Raw genomic sequence first — 24,302 nt, forward strand, 5'->3', positions numbered from 1 at the left:
ATGCCGGCAGGCAGATGAGGGCAGCGCTAACGGATCGCGTTAAGCCCGCTCGGCCAGCAATTCCTCGCCGCGCTTTTCGCGGATGAGGTTGACGAAGCGGCGAAACAGATAGTGCGAATCCTGCGGGCCGGGCGAGGCTTCGGGGTGGTGCTGGACCGAGAACACCGGACGGCCGGTGAGCGTGATGCCGCAGTTCGAGCCGTCGAACAGCGAGACGTGGGTTTCCTCGACGCCGGCAGGCAGTGAATCGGCATCAACGGCAAAGCCGTGGTTCATCGAGACGATCTCGACCTTGCCGGTGGTGTGGTCCTTGACCGGATGGTTGGCGCCGTGATGGCCCTGGTGCATCTTGGCGGTCCTGCCGCCCAGCGCCAGCGCCAGCATCTGGTGGCCAAGGCATATGCCGAACACCGGGATATCGGTCTTCAACAGGTCCTGGATGACCGGCACGGCATATTCACCGGTGGCTTCCGGGTCGCCGGGGCCGTTGGAGAGGAAGATGCCGTCCGGCTGCATGGCCAGGATCTCCTCGGCGCCGGTCTTGGCCGGAACCACGGTGACCTTGGCGCCGAGGCCGGCAAGCAGGCGCAATATATTGCGCTTGACGCCATAGTCGATGGCGACGACGTGCAGGGTCGGATCGTCCTGCTCGCCAAAGCCTTCGTTCCAGACCCAGGGCGTCTCGCGCCAGACCGAGGACTGGCCCGAGGTGACTTCCTTGGCGAGGTCGAGCCCGATGAGGCCCGACCACGCGGCGGCGCGCTTCTTCAGGTCATCGAGGTCGAACACGCCGTCGGGCGCGTGCGCGATGACAGCGTTGGGCATGCCCTTCTCGCGGATCAGCGCAGTCAGCGCGCGGGTGTCGATGCCCGACAGGGCGACAATGCCGCGCTTCTTCAGCCACTCGTCGAGACCGGTACCGGCGCGGTAGTTGGAAGGGTTGGTGACATCGGCCTTGAACACGGCGCCGACGGCGCCGGCGCGGGCAGCCGGGTTGAGATCCTCGATGTCCTCGCCATTGGTGCCGATATTGCCGATGTGCGGGAAGGTGAAGGTGACGATCTGCCCGGCATAGGACGGGTCGGTGAGAATTTCCTGGTAGCCGGTGAGCGCGGTATTGAAGCAGACTTCGGCGACGGCGGACCCGGTGGCGCCAAGGCCGCGCCCTTCGATGACGGTGCCGTCGGCCAGCACCAGAAGGGCGGTCGGCTTTTCGGTTGCCCAGGCGGGCGTCATCTCGGCCATGGCGGCACTCCTATAAGCCGCGCTGCAATCGGCCCGGCGGGCCATTTGCGCGGCAAACGGCGCGAAGCGGCGATTTCGCGGCTTCCACGCAGTCAAGCTTCAGTTCATGCAAGGCCCAGTACATAGGGGAAGGGGGCGGGGCGGTCAATGATGATGCGAAATGCGGCCGCGATTTATTTCATCAAGCAATATCATAGGCTTGCCCTGTCATATCAGGATTTGCGTTGACCTCCTCCCGGCGCTATTGTCCGCGCCGATCCAAGGAGAAAGCATCATGCGCGCGAAAATCGCCGAATCCCTGAAGGCCGCGATGAAGGCGCAGGACAAGCACCGGCTGCCGACCTTGCGGCTGATCCAGGCCGCCATCCACGACCGCGACATCGCCAATCGTGGTTCGGCCAAGGAGCCGGCCAGCAATGACGAGATCCTGCAGATCATGGCCAAGATGGTGAAGCAGCGCGAGGAGTCGGCCAAGGCATTCGACGACGGCAAGCGGCCGGAACTGGCGGCCAAGGAGCGCGAGGAGATGGCTATCATCCGTGACTTCCTGCCGACGCAGCTGGACGATGCCGCGGTGACGGCAGCGGCGCGCGAAGCCATCGCCGAGACCGGTGCGGCCAGCCAGAAGGACATGGGCAAGGTGATCGCCGTGCTGAAGGCGAAATATGCCGGCCAGATGGACTTCGCCAAGGCAAGCGGCATCGTCAAGGGCCTGCTGCAGTAAGGCATTTGTCCCGCCATCTGACCAGCGATGCTTGGGAGGTGAGGGTGGAAACCAAGCCAAAGGCGAACCCGGTTCTTGCCAGTTGCGTCGGGCGATACGCCGAAGCGGCGCCGGTGCCGGCTCTTCGCGAGCACTTTCTGTGCGTGTGGAGGCACGTCATTCCCAGCGATCATGCCGGAAGCATCGCTGTTGTTCCCGACGGCTGTGTCGATCTTCTCTGGAGCGACAACCGCCTCGTCGTGGTCGGCCCGGATGTCACGGCCGCCAATCCCGACTTGGTGCCGGGCGCGACGGTGCTTGGCATGCGCTTTCGGCCGGGTGCGGCCGCGCACTGGCTGGGCTTGCCGATGACGGAGATCGTCGGCAGCCAGATCGATATGCTGGATATCTGGGGCGAGAGGGCTGGGGACATCACCGGGATACTGCAGGACACCAGGGGCATGTTCGAGCAGGCCGGATTGCTGCAGGAATTGCTCAGCCGGATGGCGCCGTCGGTCGAGGCTCCCTGCCGAGACGGGGGGGTGATGTTCGAGCTGCTGCAGAATGATACCGGCGCTGAGGGTGAGGTTGTATCGCGCCTGACACGCCGGCTCGATGTCAGCGAACGCACGTTGCGGCGCAGGAGCCATCACCTGTTCGGCTATGGTCCTAAGACGCTTGACCGCATCCTGCGCTTTCAGAGGTTCCAGGTCCTGGCGCGGCAGGCAGGACAGGCGGGATTGGCCGACATGGCCTATGCGACGGGATATGCCGACCAGGCGCATCTCGGCCGCGAAATCCAGTCGCTCAGCGGCATGACCGCACGGCAGTTCGTCCGCCAGCTGGCGGCGTGACTGGCCGTTTTCTTCAAGACCGCCGACGCTTCTCGCGCCATCTTCCGGCAATCAATCCAACCAGGGAAAGGACGCGGCATGGGCGCGAGAGGCAATGATCGCCAGATCGACAATATCGAATTCAACGTCAGCGGCATCGCGCGTTCGCGCGACTTCTATGGCAAGGCATTCGGCTGGAGCTTTACCGAATACGGGCCGACCTATTGCGAGTTCACGGACGGACGGCTGACAGGCGGGCTGACCACAGGAGGTCCGATCAAGCCGGGCGGCCCGCTGGTCATTCTCTATGCCGACGATCTCGCTGCAACGCAGAGGCGGATCGAGCAGGCCGGAGCGAAGATCGTCAAGCCGGTGTTCGAATTCCCCGGCGGCCGCCGCTTTCATTTCGAGGATCCGGACGGATACGAACTCGCGGTGTGGTCGGCAAACTGAGGCTCACGCCCGTGATCGCCCTGGTCCACACGCTCGGCTTCGTACTGCTCGGTGGCGTTTTCGTGTGGGCCGGGACCGAGCATTTCCTGAAGTTCAGGACAATTGCGGCGCAACTCGCCGAGCGGCGATTTCCCGCGCCAAGCCTTCTGCTTGCAGCGGGGTCCATCGTGGAGATTGTTGCCGGCTTCTGCATGGCCACCGGCATTGTCCGGCCCTATGCGGCGCTGGCGCTCATAGCGTTCACTGTTGCCACCTGCCTGACGGTTCTCAACTTCTGGCGCTATTCCGGGCCGGAAAGGCAGGGACTGCGTTCCGCCTTCACCATCAATATTGCCGTTGTCGGCGGGCTGATCCTGGCGGCAACAGCCGATCTGCATTGAGCTAGCGAACACCCGCTTCAATCGGAAGTCTGCGTCGATAGCTCCGGCGTCAACGTTGCGTCAGCACCGTGGCGGATGTCGGTGTAATCCGCTACCTTGCATAAACAGGTAGCGTGTTATATACAGGTCTCGAATTCGAGACCTTCCATGACCGAGTCGATCCTAGTTCAGTTGCGAAAAGGCGCGCTTGATCTGTGCGTGCTGGCCGTGCTGTCGCGGGGTGAGAGCTACGGCTATGAAATCGCCAGCACGCTGGTTGCCGCGGTGAATATGGGGGAGGGAACGATCTATCCCCTGATGCGCCGGATGCAGAATGACGGCCTGGTCGCCACGCAGATCGTCGAGTCGAGCAGCGGGCCGCCGCGCAAATATTACCGGCTCACGCCGTTGGGCCAGCAGGCCTTCGAAGCCCATCGCCGCGACTGGCGCTCCTTCGCGGGCGCCGTCGACAAACTTCTCGAGGATCTGCCATGACCAGGGACGCCTTCCTGCGGACGCTGAGAGCGGGACTTGCCGGCCTGTCGCCCCAGGAGATCGAGGATATTGTCGGCGACTATGCCTCCCATTTCGCCGATGCCTCGGGCCGCGGCGAAGCGGAAGTCGCGGCGGCCCTGGGTGATCCGACCAGGATCGCCCGCGAGTTGCGCGCCGAGGCTGGGTTGCGCCGTTTTGAAGCCCATTGGAGCGTGTCGAATATGTTGGCGGCGACGTTCGCCCTGGCTGGCCTTGCCTTCGTCGACATCGTCTTCCTGCTGCCGCTGCTCATCACCGCGGTCGTGCTGGCGCTCGGCCTTGGCATCACGCTTGTCGCCATCGGCGCGCTTGGCATCAAGATCATCCTCACCACATTGCTGTTCGAGCCTGGCGCCACCTTTTCCCTCAAGCTGGGCCGCCTGTTCATAGGTGCCGGACTCGTGAGCGGCTTCATTGGCGGCGGCGCCTTGCTGCTGCTGGGCCTGAGCGCGGGCATACGCGTTGTCGGGCGCTATGCCCGGCTGCATTCCCGTATCACTGAGCGGGACCGCAACCCCGCTTGAGCGTTGCCAAGCTCGTGCAATTGTCATCACGTTGAAGGAGACGGACAATGACTGGAAAACTGGCACTCGCCGCCATGGCGGGACTAACCGGCGCTGCCCTCTTTCTGGCTGTGGGCATAGGGCTTGCCGGACCGGATTGGATCAATGCCGGCGGTTCGTGGATCGGCGGGCAATCCACCTGCGGAGCGGCCACATCCACCAGAAAAGAAGTCACACTGCCGTTCAGCGCCGGCGACAGTTTCACCATCGCCTTGCCGGCTTCAGTCCGCTACCAGCCGGGAGACAAGGCTGAGGCCATCATCAGCGGCGATTCAACCCTGATCGACCATGTGCGGATTGAAGGCGGAAGGCTTGGCCTGGATTGCGAGCCCGGCTGGTTTTCGTCCCGGTTCGATGTCAGCCTGTCGGGGCCGGCGATTTCAGACTGGGAATTGCTGGGTAGCGGCGACCTTACCCTGTCGGGGATCAACCAGCCCGAACTGCGGCTGAGCATCCGCGGCAGCGGCAGCGTCGCCGCCACCGGAACCGCTGGGACGGTCGGCCTGGAAATCTCGGGTTCGGGCTCGGCGCGGCTCAAGAACCTGATCGCCCAGTCCGCGCAGGTCGACATTCGTGGCAGCGGCGACGCCGAGATTACCGCACAGACGGACGCGGATGTCTCGATATCCGGCAGCGGCGACGTCGACGTCTACGGACACCCGACCATGCGGCGTTCGCAGGTCAGAGGCAGCGGCAGCATCACGCAACAGCCGTGAGGCACCATCGCGACAAGTCCTCACGGTGGCCCTTCCATGAAACGGATGCCGAAATTTCTGGTGATTGCCCGAAGGGCCCGCGGGTCAAGAACCCGTCACTGAAGGGACAGGTTTTCATGCGTGCATTTCGCTGGTTGGACCTCTCCGCCCATTGATATCTGTTAGTTACGCCTAATATATGGCGAGCTGTTCAGGCTAACATTGTGGCTAATTACGGCGCGCCATGATCGCCGTCCAGAAAGTCCGCCAAGCGGTCATCACTGGTGGATCGCCCATCCTGGCATTGTAGCTAATCAAACGGCGCCCTCAGATTGGTTGAGCATTGTCGACGCTTTTGTGTGCCTGCGTTCTCTACGCACTCATCAGAGGCTGGCAGTTGAGCCCTTTGGGTAGCATCACCGACATTGGATCAATCAGCGACAACCGCCGATTGATGGCTCGCTCCAGTTAGAGAGCATATCCTTCATTTTTGACAGAGGGGGCCACAGCCATGCCAGAGGAAGAGACCCAGCAGAAACGGCGTTACGAGTACGAACTAGGCCATTCGGATAGAGAGCTACGACGCTTGGCGACGCAGGCGGCGTTGGTTGACCCGATGACTCGACAGTATTTCAGCAGGGCGGGCATTCAAACTGGAATGCAGGTGCTCGATATCGGCAGCGGCGCTGGCGACGTGGCTTTTCTTGCTGCCGAAATTGTCGGACCTACCGGCACGGTAGTCGGTTCAGACAGAGCATCGACAGCAGTCGAGGCTGCCCGGGAAAGAGCCAGGGAGCGCGCCCTGGATAACGTTACCTTTCAGGAGTGCGATCCGGCGGCTTTTGCGTTCGACCGCCTCTTCGATGCAGTTGTCGGCCGTTATGTTCTGATGTTCTCACCAGATCCCGTCGCCATGCTCAGGGGAATAGCGAGGCACCTGCGACCTGGAGGCATCATCGTTTTCCACGAAGTCGACTGGACCGGGACAGTGTCGTTGCCTTCCTCGCCGATTTACGACAACTGCTTTCGATGCATCGTCGAGACCTTTCACAGAGTAGGCACAAACCCCAATATGGGGCTGGGACTACATTCCGCATTCATCAAGGCCGGGCTACCGGCCCCGACTATGGCGGTGAGTGCCTTGGCAGGTGGCGGATCTGACAACTCAAGTGGCATTGACCTCTTGTCCGATCTCGCTGTGACCATGGCTCCTGTCATGGAGCAGTCGGGCGTTATCAGTGTTTCGGATCTCGGCCCCGACAGCCTGCAAGAGCGTATGCGGGCCGAGGTGATCGCAAATCGAAGCGTTGTCGTCGGCAGGTATGAGGTTGGCGCTTGGTCGCGGGTTTAGGGCGCGGCTGCATGGGCAGCCCGAGCCAAGCGCCACGGCCAGGCGCGCATCGACCCACAGCGTCGTCGCCGTCGACATCTGCTTTTAGGGCGCGGCGAAACTAATCTCTACGTCCGACATGCGGCGCAAAGCTGCCGTTCGGTCATGAGCTGTCTGAGACTGTAGCGGTTCGCAACTTGACCTTCAGCCGGCGGGCGAGCCATGCTGAAGTTTGCGACCGCCCGACGCGCGCTTCGTTTGCGTTTGGTCGGCGTCATGGCATGCTCCTCCTGAGGGTGGAGATTCATGCGCGCCTATGTTCTCAAACGCTATGGCGGTCCTGAAGGTTCGCTGCTGGCGCCTGCGCCGGGGCCGCGCGACATACTTGTTGACGTACGGGCCGCAGGCCTCAACCCGGTGGATTTCAAGTTCCGCAAGGGAAAGCTGCGCGCAATCCTGCGGCCAACGCTCCCGCTGGTGCTCGGCAACGAACTTGCCGGAGAGGTTGCTGCCGTTGGCAGCCATGTCGAACGGTTCCGCATGGGGGATCGTGTGTTTGCGCGGGTGGCGAAGGATCGTGCCGGGGCTTTCGCCGAGCAGGCATGCGTCGACGAGGATTACGCCGCACTCATGCCGAAGAATCTGGATTTCACGGCTGCAGCGGCCGTCCCGCTGGCGGGTCTGACCGCCCTGCAGGCGCTGAGGGATGAGCTCGGCGTCAGGCCGGGGCAGAGCGTGTTCATCTCGGGCGGCGCCGGGGGTGTGGGCACCTTTGCCATTCAGGTCGCCAAATGGCTCGGCGCGCATGTGACGACGACAGCCTCGAAGAGAGGCGAAGCACTGGTGCGCTCGCTCGGGTGCGACGAGGTCATCGATTATACGGTCCAGGACATAGCCAGTGTGCAAGGCAGGTTCGACGCCGGCTTTGACCTGATTGGCGGCAAGACCCTGGACCAGATGTTCAAGATCATGAAGCCGGGAGCCACGATCGTTTCCGTGGCCGGCACGCCGGAGCCACAGACCGCGATCGGGGATCTGGGCCGCGGCCGTGGTCTCGCCGCCCTGTTCTGGCTGATCAGCCTCGGTGTCCGGTCCCGGGCTCGGCGCGCGGGTGTCGGCTATCGCTATCTCTTCATGCATCCAAGCGGCAGCGACCTTGCCTTGCTTGCCGAACTGATCGAGCAGGGAAAGCTGAGGGTCATCGTCGACAGGACATATCCGTTCGCGGAAATCGCCGAAGCTCTCGGCTATGTCGAAGGCGGACGCGCCAAGGGAAAAGTGGTTGTCACGATGCCATGAGTTGCTGGTTCGACCGTCGTCCACGATGTCGACCGGATGTGCTCCGTACCAGACGTCTGCGTTTTCGATCCGTAACGATTGGGCTATCATCTGATTCTGGCGCGGCCCGCGCCTCCTCCCTCCGCTGGGAAGCATTGATCATGCGGGGCCATCAGATCACCGAACCGACTGTTTGAGCATCACGCATAAGGAGGGGTTGCGAAAACGGCTCGCACCAGGAGGTTTTTTCGATGAGGCTGTCCGCGCCTGTCTATCATCTGAAGCGTCAAGCGAGGCTCTTGTCCCGTGAGGGCAAGATACCGCTCCACGAGGCGCTCGACCGTGTTGCCGCACGGGAAGGTTTCTCCAGCTGGAGCCTGCTTGCGAGCAAGGCATCCGAAACCGCGCCTGCCGGCAGGCTGTTCGCGCAGCTTGCGCCCGGCGATCTGGTCCTGGTCGGCGCGCGGCCGGGCCATGGCAAGACGCTGATGAGCCTCGAGCTCGCGGTGGAGGCGATGAAATCGGGCCATCGCGGCGTGTTCTTCACGCTGGAATATACGCAGAGGGACGTGCTCGACCGCTTTCGCGCCATCGGGGCGGACCCGGCTCGGTTCAATGAGTTGTTCGAGTTCGACAATTCCGATGCGATAAGCGCCGACTATATTGTGCGGACGCTGGGCTCCGCGCCATCAGGCACGCTGGTGGTGATCGACTATCTGCAGTTGCTCGATCAGAGGCGGGAAAATCCCGACCTGATGGCGCAGGTCCGCACGCTGAAGGTCTTTGCTGGTGACAGGGGACTGATCCTCGTCTTCATCTCGCAGATCGATCGCTCCTACGATCCGGCGAAGAAGCCGTGCCCGGATATCGACGACGTCCGCTTGCCGAACCCGCTGGACCTGTCGCTGTTCAACAAGACATGTTTCCTGAACGAGGGCGAAATCCGGTTCCAGGCGGCGGGTTGACGAGCTGGCGTCAAGGCGAGCTGCCATGGCCACCGGCATGGCGCGGCGTTCAGGCCAAGAACGCCGTACCGTGCTGCCTGCGCATCGCGTCGGCCGACTGGCGCACGACCTCGGCAATGCCGAGCAGTTGCTTGGCGATCGGGCTCGTCTTGCGCCAGACCATGCCGATGGTGCGCGAGGGTTGGGGACTGTTGAAGCGGGCGATGGAGACCGACGCCGAGCGTGTCTCCACCGCCACAGCCATTTCCGGGATCAAGGTGACGCCGATGCCGGCGCTGACCATCTGCACCAGCGTGGACAGCGAGCTGCCATCCAGCAGTTCGCGCGGCCGCACCGAATGCATATTGCAGAAGGACAGGGCCTGGTCGCGGAAGCAATGGCCTTCCTCCAGGAGAAGCAGCCGCATTTCACGCAGCATCTCGCGGTTGGGAACCGGCTTGCCCTCGTCCTCGCCTGGCCGCACCAGCACGAAAGTCTCGGCAAAAAGCGTAACCTCCGTCAGCGAAGGCTCGGACACGGGGAGGGCGACGATCGCTGCGTCCAGCCGGCCATCGGCCAGTTCCTGGATCAGTTTCTGCGTCTGCGTCTCGCGCACATGGATATCGATGCCATCATGCATGCGCGACAGATTGCCGATGATGGAAGGCAAGAGGTAGGGCGCGACCGTCGGGATGACGCCGATGCGCAGCCGTCCCACCAGACGGTCGCGCGACGAGCGCGCGAGGTCGCTGAGCTCATCCACCGAGCGCAGGATGTCGCGGACGCGCAGCGCGAACTCTTCGCCGAAATTGGTCAGCCGGATCTGCCGCGCGCCTCTTTCGAAGAGCTCGGTGCCGAGCGCTTCCTCCAACTCCTTGATCTGCACGGAAATGGCAGGCTGGGAGATTGCGCAGGCGTCGGCCGCGCGTCCGAAATGCTTGTGCCGCGCCAGCGCCTCGAAATAGCGAAGCTGTTTCAATGTCATGTTGGCCATAACCGCATCTTATCGCTGCAATCAGGAAATCCAACTTAATTTAATCGAGCGGCTTTGCTACAAGGTCTGAAAGGGAGTTGAGAGTCAGCCGATGCACAGTCGTCCAGCGCCGCGTTTTTTGGCGGGGCGGATGCACGATTTGTCCGATTTGTCTGGCACCCATCTTTTTGCATCAGGAGCCTTGTCCAAGGTGAGCCCGCGGCAGTAGGACATCGACATACTCAGCACTTGGGCATCACGCGTGACATGAAGGCGTCTTCAAGGGCGTTCATGGTCCTCGCCCACAGTGCAGTTCAACCAACGCAGCCACGATTAACGTAAGCCACGATCGGAGAGAAAGATGGACGCAAACACAGACGACAACAGCAAGGGCAAATGCCCGGTCGTGCACACCGCTGTCGGCAGGGTCAACCGCGACTGGTGGCCGAACCAGCTGAACGTGCAGATCCTGCACCAGCAGTCGCCGCTGTCCGACCCGATGGGCGAGGCCTTCGACTATGCCGAGGAGTTCAAGAGCCTCGACCTCGATGCGGTGATCAAGGACCTGCATGCGCTGATGACGGATTCGCAGGAGTGGTGGCCGGCCGATTTTGGTCATTATGGCCCGCTGTTCATCCGCATGGCCTGGCACAGCGCCGGCACCTACCGCATCGCCGACGGCCGTGGTGGTGCGGGAGCCGGCCAGCAGCGTTTCGCGCCGCTCAACAGCTGGCCGGATAACGTCAACCTCGACAAGGCCCGCCGCCTGCTGTGGCCGATCAAGCAGAAATACGGCCGCAGGATCTCCTGGGCCGACCTCCTGATCCTCACCGGCAACGTCGCGCTGGAATCGATGGGCTTCAAGACCTTCGGCTTCGCCGGCGGCCGCGCCGATGTGTGGGAGCCCGAGCAGGACGTGTACTGGGGTCCGGAAGGCAAGTGGCTGGCCGACGAGCGCTACAGCGGCGACCGCGACCTGCAGAACCCGCTTGGCGCCGTGCAGATGGGCCTGATCTACGTCAACCCGGAAGGCCCGAACGGCAATCCCGATCCGCTGGCCTCGGCGCGCGATATCAGGGACACCTTCGCGCGCATGGCCATGAACGACGAAGAGACTGTGGCGCTGATCGCCGGCGGCCACACTTTCGGCAAGACCCATGGCGCGGGCGACGCGGCACTGGTCGGTCCGGAGCCTGAAGCCGCTGACATCGAACAGCAGGGCCTCGGCTGGGCCAGCAAGTTCGGCACCGGCAAGGGCGGCGACGCCATCGGCAGCGGCCTGGAAGTGACCTGGACAACGACGCCGACCAAATGGAGCAACAATTTCTTCGACAATCTGTTCGGCTTCGAATGGGAACTGACGAAGAGCCCGGCCGGCGCCAACCAATGGACGCCGAAGGGCGGTGCGGGCGCCGGCACCGTGCCGGATGCGCACAACGCTGGAAAGAGCCACGCGCCCTCCATGCTGACCACCGACCTCGCTCTGCGGTTCGATCCGTCCTACGAGACGATCTCCAAGCGCTTCCACGAGAATCCGGACCAGTTCGCCGATGCGTTCGCGCGCGCCTGGTACAAGCTGACCCACCGCGACATGGGTCCGCTCGTGCGCTATCTCGGCCCGCTCGTTCCCAAGGAAGAGCTGCCCTGGCAGGACGTCATCCCGGCGGTCGATCATGTGCTGATCGACGAGCAGGACGCTGAAGCGCTCAAGGCGAAGATCCTGGCTTCGGGCCTGTCGGTGCCGCAGCTGGTCTCGGCGGCGTGGGCATCGGCCTCGACGTTCCGTGGTTCCGACAAGCGCGGCGGCGCCAATGGTGCGCGCATCCGTCTCGCTCCCCAGAAGGACTGGGAAGTCAACCAGCCGGCCCAGCTTGCCAAGGTGCTGGAAAAGCTCGAAGCGATCGGCAAGGCGTTCAACGCTTCGCAGACCGGCGGCAAGAAGGTCTCGCTGGCTGACCTGATCGTTCTCGGCGGCAACGCGGCCATCGAGAAGGCAGCGAAGGACGCTGGCCAGAGCGTGGACCTTCCTTTCTGGCCGGGCCGCATGGACGCTTCGCAGGAGCAGACCGACATCCACTCCTTCGCGCCGCTGGAACCGACCGTTGACGGTTTCCGCAACTATGTTTGCGGCAAGCAGCGCCTGACCGTCGAGGAAGCGCTGGTCGACCGTGCGCAGTTGCTGACGCTGACGGCGCCGGAACTGACCGTCCTTGTCGGCGGCCTGCGCGTTCTCGGTGCCAATGCCGACCAGTCGAAGCATGGCGTCTTCACCAAGCAGCCGGAAACGCTGACCAACGACTTCTTCGTCAACCTGCTCGACATGGGCACGGAGTGGAAGGCGACGTCGGATGCCAAGGATGTGTTCGAAGGCCGTGACCGCAAGACCGGCGAAGTCAAGTGGACGGGCACCCGCGCCGACCTGATCTTCGGTTCGCACTCGCAGCTGCGGGCACTCGCCGAAGTCTATGCAACGGCGGACGCCAAGGCGAAGTTCGCCAGGGATTTCGTGGTGGCATGGACCAAGGTGATGAACGCCGACCGGTTCGACATCGCCTGAGATTGGCAAGGCAGCCCGGCGCGGCTTCGCAAGGAGCCGCGCCGGACTATTTCCATCTCGACGTGAAAGTCGAGACAGGTTTTACTGCCGATAAGACTCGCAACGCTGCATATGTAGCTGCTGCTATGAAGCACGATTGTAAGCAGCGCGATTCTATCGAACGCCAAGGTCGACGCCAGCCTTAACTGACAGACGTCCGGTCTGATCTTTCAGCCAGCAATCGTTCTTTTTCCGGGTGTAGGCGAATGCTTTGCACTTCCAATCCTTTTCGCATTCAAGGTAGCAGCCGATAAACGAGCTACTGCGAAGTCGCAGATAGTCCCCACCGGCCATGTCGCGGCCGGAAGCGATGGTAAACGTGGAGACCACAGTGCTTCCCAGCAAATCGGAAGCCACATTTGCGTCAGCGTCGTAGTTGCGCACCAAAAGCTTCGCGTCATTCTTCAAGAAGCAAAAGTGCTCCTTCTTGTTGTAGGTCGTTGCGCGGCAAGAAGAGTCCGCCTGACAGGCCGCGCTGCATTGCTCGCTGGAGACAGAACGAAGAGTCGAATAATCAAAGCCGATTACATCGACATTCGTCAGCGACTGAAAACCCCGAGACATTGGCGGAGAAACGGTCGTTGTCGGCGCAACGGGCGCGGTCGTTGGCGCTTGATTGGCAACCTGAGCCATGGGTTTGCCGTGACAAAGAACCGGAACGGTCGATGGGACGACCTTGTCGGACAGATCAGCAGTGGAAAGAGGAGGCGCCCCAGTCTGTGGCACGCTACTTTCGAACTTGATATCGCGGCTCTGCAAAAACAGTTCAATGACGTTTGACCGTATTGCAAAATTCACGTTTTGAGGGGTTATTCCCGTCGCGTCAGCGAATTTCGACCCTAAGACCGATGTTGCCATGCCAACGACGGATCCCCAGTGATCAACGATTGGACCGCCTGAGTTGCCTGGTTGTAGCGGCGTCGAAACCTGCATAAAGCGGGTATCGTTCTCCATGCCAACTAGTGAATTGATGTTGCCAGTGGTGACCTTGATTGTGTCGGAGAGAATGCCGTTAAGCGGGAAACCATAAGCCGCGATATCTTCGCCCAGTCTCGGCTGGGTACTACGAAGAGAAATCGGTTTTTTGTCCGTCGCATTGACCTGGAAAACAGCTAGGTCATTTTGTTTGTCTATTTTGATTTCCGCGGCATCACCAAGAGATGGCACGCTGACGCTTTCGCACCCTTCGACAACATGCTGGTTGGTGACAATCCAACCTTGGTCGTTAACGAAGAAGCCTGTCCCCGAACTTATGATATCGGATGACCCTGCGGCCGCACAAAATAGGCTTGATGCAATGACTGTGGACGCCGTCAAAAAGAGGCGGAAAGACTTCTTACCCGCAATCATTACGCCACCTACCCAAGCACACCGTGGTCAATAAGCCTCAAAATCGACTAGCCAGCAAGAGATTTGGGCGCGGTGTCGCGTCTCCAATTGCTTCGGAGCAAATCGAATCCGAGGGATTGATGGCTCGCCGACGGCTCTTGGTGGTCTGCGCGAAGAATGTGACATTGCTTGAGACCAGCAATCTGGCGCGGCTTGACACTGGCCGCGCCGGGTGCCTTCTCCAAAAGCTTACTAATGAGGCCGCGTTTTCAGCGATGGAACGCGGCCTTGTCGTAAGAAACTGTGCCCTCGTGGCACGTTCCTTCGCTGGTAACGCTGCTAGTGTGCCGGTGTTGCTCTCCGCGACGCCTGCTGTCCAAATGGTCGAAATCGTCAAACCCGCGCTTGAACACCTGCCTTCCTACAAGGCCGCGCTCGAGCGTGGCTGGTCGCCGGACAATGTGCGGCTGGAGGAAGCGACGCGCGAACAGCTGGCCGCCATCGAGGCGGACCCCGCGGCGTTTCTCGCCAGCCTCGATGATCCCGAGGCCAAGGGGCCGCCGCTGACGTTGCCGGACGGCACGAAGGTGCCGCGCCTGCCGGGCTTCCGGCGCTGGATCTGGGACGGCGAGGCAGCCGGTTCGATCGGCTTTCGCTGGCAGCCCGGCACGGCGGAACTGCCGCCGCATGTGCTCGGCCATATCGGCTATGCAGTGGTGCCATGGAAGCAGCGGCGCGGCTATGCGACCGAGGCGCTGCGGCTGATGCTGGACGAGGCGAGGGCGGTCGGCCTGCCCCATGTCGAGATCACCGCGAAGCCAGGCAATCCGGCCTCGCACAAGGTGATCCTAGCCAATGGCGGCAAGCTCGTCGGGAGGTTTTTCGAGGACGCCGCCTATGGCGGTGTCGAGAGTTTAAGGTTCCGGATCGAGTTGTAGGCGCCGGCTCGGCCTATCCGGCCCGTGACTGACCATCCAGCCAGTCGGCCAGCGACGTGCGATGCGTGCCGCCTCTGCCTGTGAACGCGATAGCGGAAAGCATGGAGCTCAGCACGGCCTCCTGCGTGGCCTCCGCCGCCGCGCGGAAAAGCAGGTCGATGCGCGCTTCGTTCAAGGTCATCTGCGGCACGAGATCGCGGGTTTCGTCGTGGTCGACGGTGTTGCCGGTGCTGAAGGCGATGGCGATGTCGCCGCTGCCATGGCCCCAGAAAGAGCCGAGCCTTGCGATGCCGGCCCCGGTGCGGCGCGCCACGCGCTCGAGCTGGCGGTGTTCGAGCGGCACGTCGGTTGCCAGCACGATCATGATCGAGCCGCGTTCAGCCTCTGTCGTTTGCCTTGGATCGGGGCGGCGTCCGTCGGGCAGGACGAGGTCTCCGCGCCTGCCGAAATTCGACAGGACGAGAACGCCAAGGTGATGGTCGCCAGCGTCCAGCTTGAACTTCCTGGAGGCCGAGCCGATGCCGCCCTTGAAGCCGAAGCAGCTCATCCCGGTGCCGGCGCCGACATTGCCCTGTTCGACCGCGCCGTCATGGGCGTCTGCAAGTGCGGCAAGGGCGTGTTCCTCGGCGATCGCCAGCGCCTGGATGTCGTTCAGCGGGCCGTCATTGCATTCGCCGACCACCGGATTGACGGTGCCGGTCGCGCGGCCGATATCCGGGTTCTGGCGGATGGCGTCGCGGATCAGCGCGGTGGCGCAGGTGCCGACCGAGAGCGTGTTGGTGAGCAGGATCGGCGTCTCGATGGTGCCGAGTTCCTGCACCTGCGTCAGGCCGACGGTCTTGCCGAAGCCGTTGATGACATGAGCGGCCGCCGTCACTTTCCGGCGAAACAGGTTTCCATCATGTGGCAGGATCGCGGTGACGCCGGTGTTGATGTCGCCATCGCGCAGGGTGCAATGGCCGACCCGCACGCCGGGCACGTCGGTGATGGAATTCTTCGCGCCGGCCGGCAGGATGCCGCAGGCCAGGCCGAAATCACCGACGGTTCTTGTCATGCCTGCTCCCAAAACAATTCCAGAAAAAGAGTGAAACGGTTTTCCGTCCGGAATTGCGTCACTATCACAAACGCCCAGCGTCGATGATCCGCTTCAGGAAGGCGCGGGTCCGCTCACCCTGCGGGTTGCCGAAAATCTGCGAGGGCGGGCCTTCCTCATAGACGAGCCCTTCCTGCAGAAAACAGACCTTGTCAGCAACCTCGCGCGCAAATCCCATTTCATGCGTCGCCAGCACCATGGTCATGCCCTTGGTGGCGAGGTCGCGCACGATGTCCAGCACTTCCGAGACGAGTTCGGGATCGAGCGCCGAAGTGATCTCGTCGAGCAATAGAAGGGCAGGGTCCATCATCAGCGCGCGCACGATGGCCACGCGCTGCTGCTGGCCACCGGACAGGCGGTCGGGATATTCCCGCGCCTTGGCGGCGAGGCCGACTCGTTCGAGCAGCGCCATGCCCTTGTCCGTAGCCGCGTTGCGCTGCATGCCAAGCACCTTGACCGGCCCAAGCGTGACGTTCTCGATGACGCTCATATGCGGGAACAGATTGTAGCTCTGGAAGACGATGCCGATCTCGCGCCGAAGCAGGTCGAGGTCGACGCCCGGGCCGGTGACGCGATCGCCATGCAGCCTGATCTCGCCGCCCTGGATGGGCTCCAGGCAGTTGATGCAGCGCAGCAGCGTGGACTTGCCGCAGCCCGAAGGGCCGATCAGGCAGACCACCTGGTGTTCCTCGATGTCCAGCGAAATGCCCTTCAGCACTTCGACCGTGCCATAGCGCTTGTAGGCCTTGTCGATCTCGACCAATGCCATGTGTTTCACTCCCCGCCCGTCATGAGCCCGAGCGCATTTTGCGACGATCCCGCTCGATCAGCCGGTCGACGAAGCGAGCCTGCGGGATGGTGATGAGGATGAAGATCAGCGCCACCGTCGTCACCGCCGACAGGTTGAAGTTGTTGCTGGCGACGATCTTCGACTGGTTGAAGGCATCGATGGTGCCGATGATGGCGACCAGTGCGGTGTCCTTCTGCAGGCTGATGCAGTTGTTCATCAGCGGAGGGATGATGCCGCGCACTGCCTGCGGAATGACCACGTAGCGCATCGTCCTGAAATAGGAGAGGCCCAGCGAGCGCGCCGCCGCGATCTGGCTCGGATGCACGCTCTCGATACCGGCGCGATAGACCTCGGACGTGTAGGCGCCATAGGTCAGCGTCAGCGCGATGATCGCATAGGCGTTGGAGGACAGATCCTTCAGGATGGGAAGGCCGGTCAGCGGCAGGCCGAAGCCGATGAGATAGATGGTGATGATGGCTGGCAGGCCGCGAAACAGGTCACCATAGATGATGGCCAGCGTGCGGATCGGGCGGCCGGCCTTGCCGGGCAAGGTGCGGGCGATGGCGACGACAAGCGCCCAGACCAGGATCAGGATCGCGGAAAAGAAGAAGATCGAGATGTTGGTGCCGAACGCCTTGACGATCGTCCAGGCCGACTTCCAGATCAGGTCGAGATCGAAGAACGTCCGGCTGACGGCGGCATCGTTGACCACCAGGAACCAGGCGAAGGCGCAGATGATGAGGAGCGCCACTGAATAGGACAGGGCGTTCCAGGACACGTCTGAGGACATCGACCCGAGTTCGCGGCCGGCATGTACGTCATTCGATGATGCCGCGCGCGCGGACAGCCTGACAGCGCGCCAGGCAACCCCGATGACCCATAGCGGCGGCACGCAGGCGAGTGCCGACACGATCTGGACGGGCACATTCGGCCAGCCCTGTTCCATCACATAGGCGGCGATGTGCAGGGAGGTATAGGCAATGGCGAGGAACGTCGCGACAGCCACGCCGAGCGCCACCCAGGCCCGCCTGCCATGCGTGCGGACCTTGCTGCGGGCGCGCCATTGGCTGGCGCGCTCGCTTCCCGATTCAGCTGCCGGTATCGACATTAGTATTTCCAGGTCGGCACGCTGTCGGGTGAGAGGCCACCCCAGGATGGCAGCAGATAGGCGGCTTCCAGCTTCTTCAGCGTGTCGTCTTTCTGCAGGTCGGTCATGACCTTGTCGATGACCGCTCCGTTCGGCGAACCCTTCGGGTAGATGCCGGCGGTTGGCCGGTCGGTGGTGTATTTGCCGACGACCGCCAGCTTGCCGTTGGAATTCGCCACCTGGCCGAGCACGATGCCGAGATCGGTCATCACCGCGTCCACCTTGCCGGCGGCTGCCGCCGTGAACATCGAGGCGGTGTCGTCGAACACATCGACGCTTTTGGCCTTGAGGGTCTCCTGCGCGAACTGCACCAGTGTCGTGCCCGCCTGGACGCCGACACGGCTGGTCTTGATGGTTTCTTCGGTGATGGTGTTACCGGCCTTCACGGCCACGCCATTGTCCGACTGTATGTAGGGCACCGAGAAATCGACGACCTTCTTGCGCGGTTCCGTCACCGAGATCAGCGCCAGGGCGATGTCATAGTCCTTGTTCTGGCCGGCAACGATGGAATCGAAGGAGGCGTTGACCAGTTTCACCGTGTCGAGCCCGAGCCGGTGCGCGATGTTGACCGCCATGCAGAACTCGTAACCGTCCTTGATCGTGTCGGGCGTGTCGCCGTTGAACTGGCCGACCGCCGGCAGGTTGATGATGACGGTGAACTGGCCGGCGACCGCCGGCGTGATCTTGTCGGTGCCGCGCTCGCCGGTCACCTGGCAGTCGCCATAGCCGTGGGTCTCGGCCATGGCCGGGGCAGCACTCGCCAGCGCCAGGGCGGAGGCGCACAATGCGTATTTCCAGGACTTCATTCTCTCTTCTCCCATTGTTGATTGTCGTTGCTGGACGTTTCCTACTGAACCGGGGCAGGGCTCCCCAATGCCAGGTCCAGATAGGTCTTCTGCAGGAGCCGCGTGACCGGTCCGGGCTTGCCGTCGCCGACCGTGTGGCCTGCAATTTCGATCACCGGGGTCACCAGGCTCGAGGCGCTGGTCAGGAAAGCCTCGCGCGCGTTCTGCGCCTCTTCGACGGTGAAGCGTGACTGGTCGACCGCCAGCTTCAGCTCATCGGCGACCGTGATGACGGCGCGGCGCGTGCAGCCCGGCAGGATGGCGCGCGAATTGGCGCGGGTGACGATGCGGTTGTCGGCGGTGACGATATAGGCGGTGGAGGAGGCGCCCTCGGTGACGAAGCCGTCCTCGACGAGCCAGGCCTCCTTGCAGCCGCGTTGCGCGGCGACATGCTTGGCTTGGACCTGCGCCAGCAGCATCGTCGTCTTGATGTCGCGCCGCGCCCAGCGCTGGTCGTCGACGATGGCGACGCGGATGCCGTCGCGCAGTGCCGCCGTGTCGCTGATATCCCTGGCCTGGGTGAAGGCGAAAAAAGTTGGCTTGATGTCTTCGGCATAGCCGAAATTGCGGTCGGCGATGCCACGGCTGATCTGCAGGTAGATGACACCTTCCCGCAGGTGGTTGCGGGCGATCAGCTGGGTCTGGACCTCGACGATCGCCTCTTGCGAGAGCGGCATCGGGATTTCGAGTTCGCCAAGCGAGCGTTCAAGCCGCGCCAGATGGAGATCGTTGTCGATTAGGCGCCCGTCGATGACCGCGGTCACCTCATAGATGCTGTCGCCAAACAGCAGTCCCCTGTCGAAGACCGAGACTGTCGCCTCGTCCTCGCTGACGAACCTGCCTTCCACATAGACTTCGCGCGCCACGATCATTCCCGGTTTGATGATGTGGCCGGACGCTAGTGGCATGGAAGAACCATGGCCAATGCCATGTTTCTTCAAGCTTATGCATTTTTTGCATGGGATTTGCACCGGCTCTGGAAACGCCGCTATACGGGTGTGCGGAAGACGCGGGAGATTGGATTTCATGGAACTCAAATGGCTGGAGGATTTCTGCTGCCTGGCGGGCTGCCTGAGCTTTTCCAGGGCTGCCTATCTGCGCGGCGTGACGCAGCCGGCCTTCAGCCGGCGCATCAAGCAACTCGAAGGCTGGATGGGAGCTACGCTGGTCAACCGGGCGACCTTTCCCATCACGCTGACGGCGGAAGGGGTGCGCTTCCTGCCGATGGCCGAGGACGCCATACGCACGATGCATCGCAACCGGGATTCGCTGCGCCCGCGCCACGAGGCGGAAAAGCACAGGGTGACATTCTCGGCGCTGCACACGCTGACCGTCACCTTCCTGCCCGCATGGCTGGACGACATGCGCGCGCACCTGCCACTGTTCAGCTCGCATGTCAGCCCGGACAAGGGCGGCATCGAGGAGAACATCGACACGCTGCTCGACGGCAATTGCGATTTCCTGCTCACCTATTTTCATCCCTCGGTACCGTTCCTGCTCGACAGCTCGCGCTTTTCGTTCCTTGTGCTGGGCACGGAGAAGGTGAAACCGGTGGCGGCGCCGCATCCGCACGGGCCGCTGCTCGACCACGCGCTGAAGACGCACACGCCGCTGCCCTATATCGACTATGGCGACTTCTCGTTTTTCGGCATGGCGCTGAACAAGCTGTTCGCCAAGCGCCAGCCCTTCGCGCGCAACACTACGCATGAGAACACCATCTGCATCGGCCACAAGGCGATGGCGCTCGCCGGGTGGGGCGTGTCGTGGCTGCCGGAACGGCTGGTCGCCGCAGAACTGGCTGATGGAGCGCTGGTGCCGGCCTCCGTCGATCCCGACTGGGAACTGACAACCGAGATACGCCTCTACCGCCACGCCGATGGCGCGCGCCCGATCGCCAACCGTTTCTGGGAAGCGGCGGCCAACTCAGCCGGAGGCGTCACACCGTAAGGAAGCGGAGCGCGCGCAGCACTTCGAAATAGTCGTCAGAAACGAAGCGCAAGGTGCGCTCGCGCGGATGCTCCGTCCCCGGATACCAGCTCGCGCGGTAGGCGTCGGTTGGATTGTTGAACTCGATCTCCACGTCGAAATGCTTGGGGAGGTCAAGGCGGCACGCCGTCAGGTCGCGCGACAGCGCCTTTTCCACGCCCTCGCGAATCTCGGCGATCGCACGCGCGGGCGAGATGGACAGCGCGGCGCGTCCGAAGCCCTCGCTGACCGCCACCGTGCCGATTGCCGGCACCAGCGCACGCGCATCGTCACATATGCCGCGATCGCCCGACAGGAACACCGGCGGGACGCCGAGCAGTGCTGATGTATAGGCGTTGACGGTGAATTCCGAAACGACCTCGTCATTGATGATCAGCCGCGAAATCCGGTCGTTCATCGTGTGGGCGAGCGGGTTGGCCTCGGTGCCGGCCTTGGCGTGATAGCCGGTGAAAAGTGCGGCATCGAAACTTCTGTCGAGGCCGAACATCATGACATGGGGATGGCCGCTCCAGCCGCGCACGATGCTGGCATAGTCGGGCAGCTTCGAGACGATCAGGTTGCGCGCGGTCTGGTGCGCATCCTTGATCAGGATCTCCTTGGCGCCGGCGGCTCGGGCGCCCTTGCAGGCGGCAACCACCTCGGCCGTCATCAACTCGCGGAATTCCGAATAATCGCGTCTTTCCTTCAGCGCCTCGTCCCAATCCGCTATGCCGGCGGTGCCCTCTATGTCCGCGCTGATGAAAACTTTCATCTGTCTTCCCTGCCTTGCCGAAGTTCGATTCTTTTCAGGCGATTACCTCCTTTCCCGGTGAAAATGAATCGCCCTGTCGAATTAAAGTGTCAGGCGTGCTCGTCGGCGCAGAGCGCGTGGTCGGAGAGCGCTCGGATGACGTAACAGTCGCCGACCGTCTTGCCGTTGCAGCAAGTGGCGATGCGCTCAAGCTCCGCTTCCAACCGCTTCAGCTGGGCGATCTTTTCGCGCACCGAGATCAACTGTTCCTCGGCGATCTTGTCGGCGTGGCCACAGGGCTGCTCGGGATGGAAGCTGAGCTCGATCAGCGCGCGGATGTCCTCGACGGCGAAGCCGAGATCGCGGGCGTGACGAATGAAGGCCAGCCGCTCCAGTTCCTGCCGGCCATAGCGGCGCTGGTTGCCTTCAGAGCGTTCGGGCGCGGCGACCAGGCCCATCTGCTCGTAGTAGCGGATGGTGGGCACCTTGACCCCGGTGCGGCGAGAGAGATCTCCGATCGAAAACATAATTTTTCCTCTTGAAGCTCTAGTGACTAGAGGAATTACATTGCCTGTCATCGGGATTCAAGACCCATGCGGCGGCACGTCGCGCGGTGAAAAACAGACAGGTGATGTGATGACTGCTCCTCTCAAGCAGACACGGTTCAAGATCGGCGGCATGGATTGTGCTTCTTGCGCGGCAAAGATCGATACGGCGGTGCGCCGTCTGGATGGTGTCGCCGACGTCTCGGTTTCGGTGACCGGCGCCTCGATGACGGTCAGTCACGGCGGGCCGCTGCCCGAGGACAAGGTGCTGCAGCAGGTGGCGCGGCTGGGCTACGGCATCGTCAAGGCCGAAGCCAGGACCGGCGGGCACGCGTCGACAGCCAAGGCACATGACCACGCTCATCGTGATCATGACCATGAGGGCCACGATCACGATCATGAGGGTCACGATCACAAGGGCCACGATCACGGCGTCAAGCCGGCCGGCCAGCAGGCCGCCGGCTCCACACATCTCCACAACGATGCCGAACCGGGGCAGGCATGGTGGCGCTCCCGCCGGGCGATGCTGACGCTGGGCTGCGCGGCCGCACTTCTCGCTGCCTATGCAATCGGCCATCTGTTCCCCGTGGCCGAGCGCTGGGCTTTCCTCGCGGCGCTGCTGGTTGGCCTGGTGCCGATCGCCCGGCGCGCGCTGATGGCGGCCTTGGCCGGCACGCCGTTCTCGATCGAGATGCTGATGACCATTGCCGCGGTCGGCGCGGTGATGATCGGCGCGACGGAAGAAGCCGCCGCCGTGGTGGTGCTGTTCCTCATCGGCGAGATGCTGGAAGGCGTCGCTGCCGGCCGGGCGCGGGCCAGCATCCAGGGCCTTGCAGACCTCGTGCCGAAGGTGGCGCTTGTCGAGCGGGCGGGCGGCACCGTCGAGATTCCCGCCGAACAGCTTGGCGTTGGCGACATCATCGTGGTGCGGCCGGGCGACCGCATTCCGGCCGATGGCGAGATCATCGAGGGCTCGAGCGACATCGACGAAGCGCCGGTGACCGGCGAGAGCACGCCCAAGCGCAAGAGCGTTGCGGAAACGGTCTTTGCCGGCACGATCAGCACCGATGGCGTGCTGAAGGTGCGGGTGACGGCTGCCGCCTCCGACAACACCATCGCCCGCGTCGTGCGCCTGGTGGAGGAAGCGCAGGAGGCCAAGGCGCCGACCGAGCGCTTCATCGACCGCTTCTCGCGCTATTACACGCCGGCGGTGCTGGTGGTCGGCGGGCTGGTGGCACTGCTGCCGCCGCTGCTCATGGGCGGCGACTGGAACGAATGGATCTACAAGGGCCTGGCGATCCTGCTGATCGGCTGCCCCTGTGCTCTCGTCATCTCGACGCCGGCGGCAATCGCCGCAGGGCTGGCGACGGGCGCACGGCGCGGGCTGCTGATGAAGGGCGGCTCGGTGCTGGAAGGTTTTTCGAAGATAACGGCGGTCGCCTTCGACAAGACGGGAACGCTGACGCAGGGCAAGCCCGTGGTCACCGATGTGGTGGCCTATGGCCGCGACGAGCGTGACGCGCTGGCGCTGGCGGCCTCCCTTGAGCAGGGCTCCAGTCATCCGCTGGCCGTGGCGATCCTGGGCAAGGCGGAAGCCGAGAAGATCAAGGTGACGCCGGCATTGGCGGCCAAGGCGATCTCGGGCAAGGGCGTCGAAGGCAGCGTTGGCGGCGTCGCGGTCTTCCTCGGCTCCGGCCAGGCCGCGGCGGAACGCGCTGACATGACCGAGGCGCAGCGCTTTGCCATCGAGAGCCTCAACGGCCAGGGCAAGACTGTCTCCGTGCTGGTGGCCGATGGCGCGGTGGCCGGGCTGATTGCCATGCGCGACGAGCCGAGGCCGGATGCCGCGGCCGGCATCACGGCGCTGAAGGGCGGGGGCATCCGCGCGGTGATGCTGACCGGCGACAACCGCCGCACCGCAGAGGCGATCGCCGCTTCGCTCGGCATCGAGGCCCGCGCCGAACTGTTGCCGCAGGACAAGCAGCGCATCGTCGGCGAACTGCAGCGCGAGGGGCTGAAGGTCGCCAAGGTCGGCGACGGCATCAATGACGCGCCGGCGCTTGCCGCCGCCGACATCGGCATCGCCATGGGCGGCGGCACGGACGTGGCGCTGGAGACGGCGGACGCGGCGATCCTGCATGGCCGGGTCACCGATGTCTGGCGCATGGTCCGGCTGTCGCGGTCGGTGATGGCCAACATCCGCCAGAACATCACCGTGGCGCTCGGGCTGAAGGCGGTGTTTTTAGTCACCACGATCGCCGGGATTACCGGCCTATGGCCGGCGATCCTGGCCGATACCGGCGCCACCGTCCTGGTCACCGCCAACGCCATGCGCCTGTTGCGCTGGCGCGGCTGAGGGCTACCCGTTGCAGACGGTGAGCGAACTGCATACT

General features: G+C 63.1%; 24 protein-coding genes. 14 read left to right on the forward strand and 10 right to left on the reverse strand.

All coding sequences use genetic code 11. The annotated features are described in order from the left end of the window. Positions 1-39: 39 nt before the first annotated feature. Positions 40-1,245: a glutamine-hydrolyzing carbamoyl-phosphate synthase small subunit gene (gene carA, locus ABVQ20_RS27885; protein ID WP_354462874.1), complete on the reverse strand. Its 1,206-nt coding sequence runs from the start codon at positions 1,243-1,245 to the stop codon at positions 40-42. Between the two features lie 274 nt (positions 1,246-1,519). Here carA and ABVQ20_RS27890 point away from each other — a divergent pair, with 274 nt between their 5' ends. From ABVQ20_RS27890 to ABVQ20_RS27935, 10 genes are all read left to right on the forward strand, one after another. After that, positions 1,520-1,969: a GatB/YqeY domain-containing protein gene (locus tag ABVQ20_RS27890; RefSeq protein ID WP_354462875.1), complete on the forward strand. Its 450-nt coding sequence runs from the start codon at positions 1,520-1,522 to the stop codon at positions 1,967-1,969. A 44-nt stretch (positions 1,970-2,013) separates the two neighbouring features. Continuing rightward, positions 2,014-2,802: a DUF6597 domain-containing transcriptional factor gene (locus tag ABVQ20_RS27895; RefSeq protein WP_354462876.1), complete on the forward strand. Its 789-nt coding sequence runs from the start codon at positions 2,014-2,016 to the stop codon at positions 2,800-2,802. 78 nt (positions 2,803-2,880) lie between these two features. After that, positions 2,881-3,234: a VOC family protein gene (locus ABVQ20_RS27900; protein ID WP_354462877.1), complete on the forward strand. Its 354-nt coding sequence runs from the start codon at positions 2,881-2,883 to the stop codon at positions 3,232-3,234. Positions 3,235-3,245: 11 nt separating this feature from the next. Continuing rightward, entirely contained in the window at positions 3,246-3,614 is a 369-nt protein-coding gene (locus ABVQ20_RS27905; protein WP_354462878.1) for a DoxX family protein, read from the forward strand. Positions 3,615-3,761: 147 nt separating this feature from the next. Continuing rightward, positions 3,762-4,088 (forward strand): PadR family transcriptional regulator, encoded by a 327-nt coding sequence (locus ABVQ20_RS27910; protein ID WP_354462879.1) that lies wholly within the window; start codon positions 3,762-3,764, stop codon positions 4,086-4,088. Beyond that, on the forward strand, positions 4,085-4,651 hold the full coding sequence (locus tag ABVQ20_RS27915) for a DUF1700 domain-containing protein (protein ID WP_354462880.1): 567 nt from the start codon (positions 4,085-4,087) through the stop codon (positions 4,649-4,651). Before ABVQ20_RS27910 ends, ABVQ20_RS27915 begins: the two co-directional genes overlap by 4 nt. Before the next feature lie 47 nt (positions 4,652-4,698). Then, positions 4,699-5,406, forward strand: coding sequence for a GIN domain-containing protein (locus tag ABVQ20_RS27920; RefSeq protein WP_354462881.1), 708 nt, complete (start codon positions 4,699-4,701; stop codon positions 5,404-5,406). A gap of 490 nt (positions 5,407-5,896) precedes the next feature. Beyond that, positions 5,897-6,736: a class I SAM-dependent methyltransferase gene (locus ABVQ20_RS27925; protein ID WP_354462882.1), complete on the forward strand. Its 840-nt coding sequence runs from the start codon at positions 5,897-5,899 to the stop codon at positions 6,734-6,736. 285 nt (positions 6,737-7,021) lie between these two features. Next, positions 7,022-8,014, forward strand: a complete 993-nt coding sequence (locus tag ABVQ20_RS27930; RefSeq protein WP_354462883.1) for an NADP-dependent oxidoreductase — start codon at positions 7,022-7,024, stop codon at positions 8,012-8,014. 230 nt (positions 8,015-8,244) lie between these two features. Then, positions 8,245-8,958, forward strand: a complete 714-nt coding sequence (locus ABVQ20_RS27935; protein WP_354462884.1) for a DNA helicase — start codon at positions 8,245-8,247, stop codon at positions 8,956-8,958. Between the two features lie 49 nt (positions 8,959-9,007). Here the strand turns inward: ABVQ20_RS27935 and ABVQ20_RS27940 are convergent, their stop codons facing one another. Then, positions 9,008-9,931 (reverse strand): hydrogen peroxide-inducible genes activator, encoded by a 924-nt coding sequence (locus ABVQ20_RS27940; RefSeq protein WP_354462885.1) that lies wholly within the window; start codon positions 9,929-9,931, stop codon positions 9,008-9,010. Positions 9,932-10,271: 340 nt separating this feature from the next. Between ABVQ20_RS27940 and katG the strand changes: the two genes are divergently transcribed. Next, positions 10,272-12,467 carry a catalase/peroxidase HPI gene (gene katG, locus ABVQ20_RS27945; RefSeq protein ID WP_354462886.1) on the forward strand — a complete coding sequence of 732 codons (2,196 nt, stop codon included), beginning with the start codon at positions 10,272-10,274 and terminating at the stop codon, positions 12,465-12,467. A 153-nt stretch (positions 12,468-12,620) separates the two neighbouring features. Here katG and ABVQ20_RS27950 read toward each other — a convergent pair whose 3' ends face one another. Then, positions 12,621-13,856, reverse strand: a complete 1,236-nt coding sequence (locus tag ABVQ20_RS27950; RefSeq protein WP_354462887.1) for a trypsin-like peptidase domain-containing protein — start codon at positions 13,854-13,856, stop codon at positions 12,621-12,623. 359 nt (positions 13,857-14,215) lie between these two features. On the opposite strand from ABVQ20_RS27950, the gene ABVQ20_RS27955 reads away from it, so the two are divergent. Then, positions 14,216-14,773: a GNAT family N-acetyltransferase gene (locus ABVQ20_RS27955; protein WP_354462889.1), complete on the forward strand. Its 558-nt coding sequence runs from the start codon at positions 14,216-14,218 to the stop codon at positions 14,771-14,773. A 13-nt stretch (positions 14,774-14,786) separates the two neighbouring features. On the opposite strand, the gene ABVQ20_RS27960 is transcribed toward ABVQ20_RS27955, so the two are convergent. From ABVQ20_RS27960 to ABVQ20_RS27980, 5 genes are all read right to left on the reverse strand, one after another. Next, on the reverse strand, positions 14,787-15,827 hold the full coding sequence (locus tag ABVQ20_RS27960; RefSeq protein ID WP_354462890.1) for a DmpA family aminopeptidase: 1,041 nt from the start codon (positions 15,825-15,827) through the stop codon (positions 14,787-14,789). Positions 15,828-15,891: 64 nt separating this feature from the next. Then, the gene (locus tag ABVQ20_RS27965) at positions 15,892-16,635 is read right to left on the reverse strand and encodes an amino acid ABC transporter ATP-binding protein (protein WP_354462892.1); all 744 of its coding nucleotides are present in this window, start codon (positions 16,633-16,635) and stop codon (positions 15,892-15,894) included. Positions 16,636-16,654: 19 nt separating this feature from the next. Beyond that, a complete protein-coding gene (locus ABVQ20_RS27970) occupies positions 16,655-17,764 on the reverse strand; it encodes an amino acid ABC transporter permease (protein WP_354462893.1) in 1,110 nt (369 codons plus the stop codon). Beyond that, positions 17,764-18,609 (reverse strand): ABC transporter substrate-binding protein, encoded by an 846-nt coding sequence (locus ABVQ20_RS27975; protein WP_354462895.1) that lies wholly within the window; start codon positions 18,607-18,609, stop codon positions 17,764-17,766. Before ABVQ20_RS27975 ends, ABVQ20_RS27970 begins: the two co-directional genes overlap by 1 nt. A 41-nt stretch (positions 18,610-18,650) precedes the next feature. Then, positions 18,651-19,514 carry a D-amino-acid transaminase gene (locus ABVQ20_RS27980; protein ID WP_354463154.1) on the reverse strand — a complete coding sequence of 288 codons (864 nt, stop codon included), beginning with the start codon at positions 19,512-19,514 and terminating at the stop codon, positions 18,651-18,653. A gap of 160 nt (positions 19,515-19,674) precedes the next feature. Here ABVQ20_RS27980 and ABVQ20_RS27985 point away from each other — a divergent pair, with 160 nt between their 5' ends. After that, positions 19,675-20,595, forward strand: a complete 921-nt coding sequence (locus ABVQ20_RS27985) for a LysR substrate-binding domain-containing protein (RefSeq protein WP_354462896.1) — start codon at positions 19,675-19,677, stop codon at positions 20,593-20,595. Here ABVQ20_RS27985 and ABVQ20_RS27990 read toward each other — a convergent pair. Beyond that, entirely contained in the window at positions 20,585-21,385 is an 801-nt protein-coding gene (locus ABVQ20_RS27990) for a M55 family metallopeptidase (protein ID WP_354462897.1), read from the reverse strand. The genes ABVQ20_RS27985 and ABVQ20_RS27990 overlap by 11 nt on opposite strands. 89 nt (positions 21,386-21,474) lie before the next feature. Continuing rightward, the gene (locus ABVQ20_RS27995; RefSeq protein ID WP_227345804.1) at positions 21,475-21,891 is read right to left on the reverse strand and encodes a MerR family transcriptional regulator; all 417 of its coding nucleotides are present in this window, start codon (positions 21,889-21,891) and stop codon (positions 21,475-21,477) included. 109 nt (positions 21,892-22,000) lie between these two features. Between ABVQ20_RS27995 and ABVQ20_RS28000 the strand changes: the two genes are divergently transcribed. Then, the gene (locus ABVQ20_RS28000) at positions 22,001-24,265 is read left to right on the forward strand and encodes a heavy metal translocating P-type ATPase (protein WP_354462898.1); all 2,265 of its coding nucleotides are present in this window, start codon (positions 22,001-22,003) and stop codon (positions 24,263-24,265) included. Positions 24,266-24,302: the final 37 nt, after the last annotated feature.

Source organism: Mesorhizobium shangrilense, from assembly GCF_040537815.1.
Taxonomy (GTDB): Bacteria; Pseudomonadota; Alphaproteobacteria; order Rhizobiales; family Rhizobiaceae; genus Mesorhizobium; species Mesorhizobium shangrilense.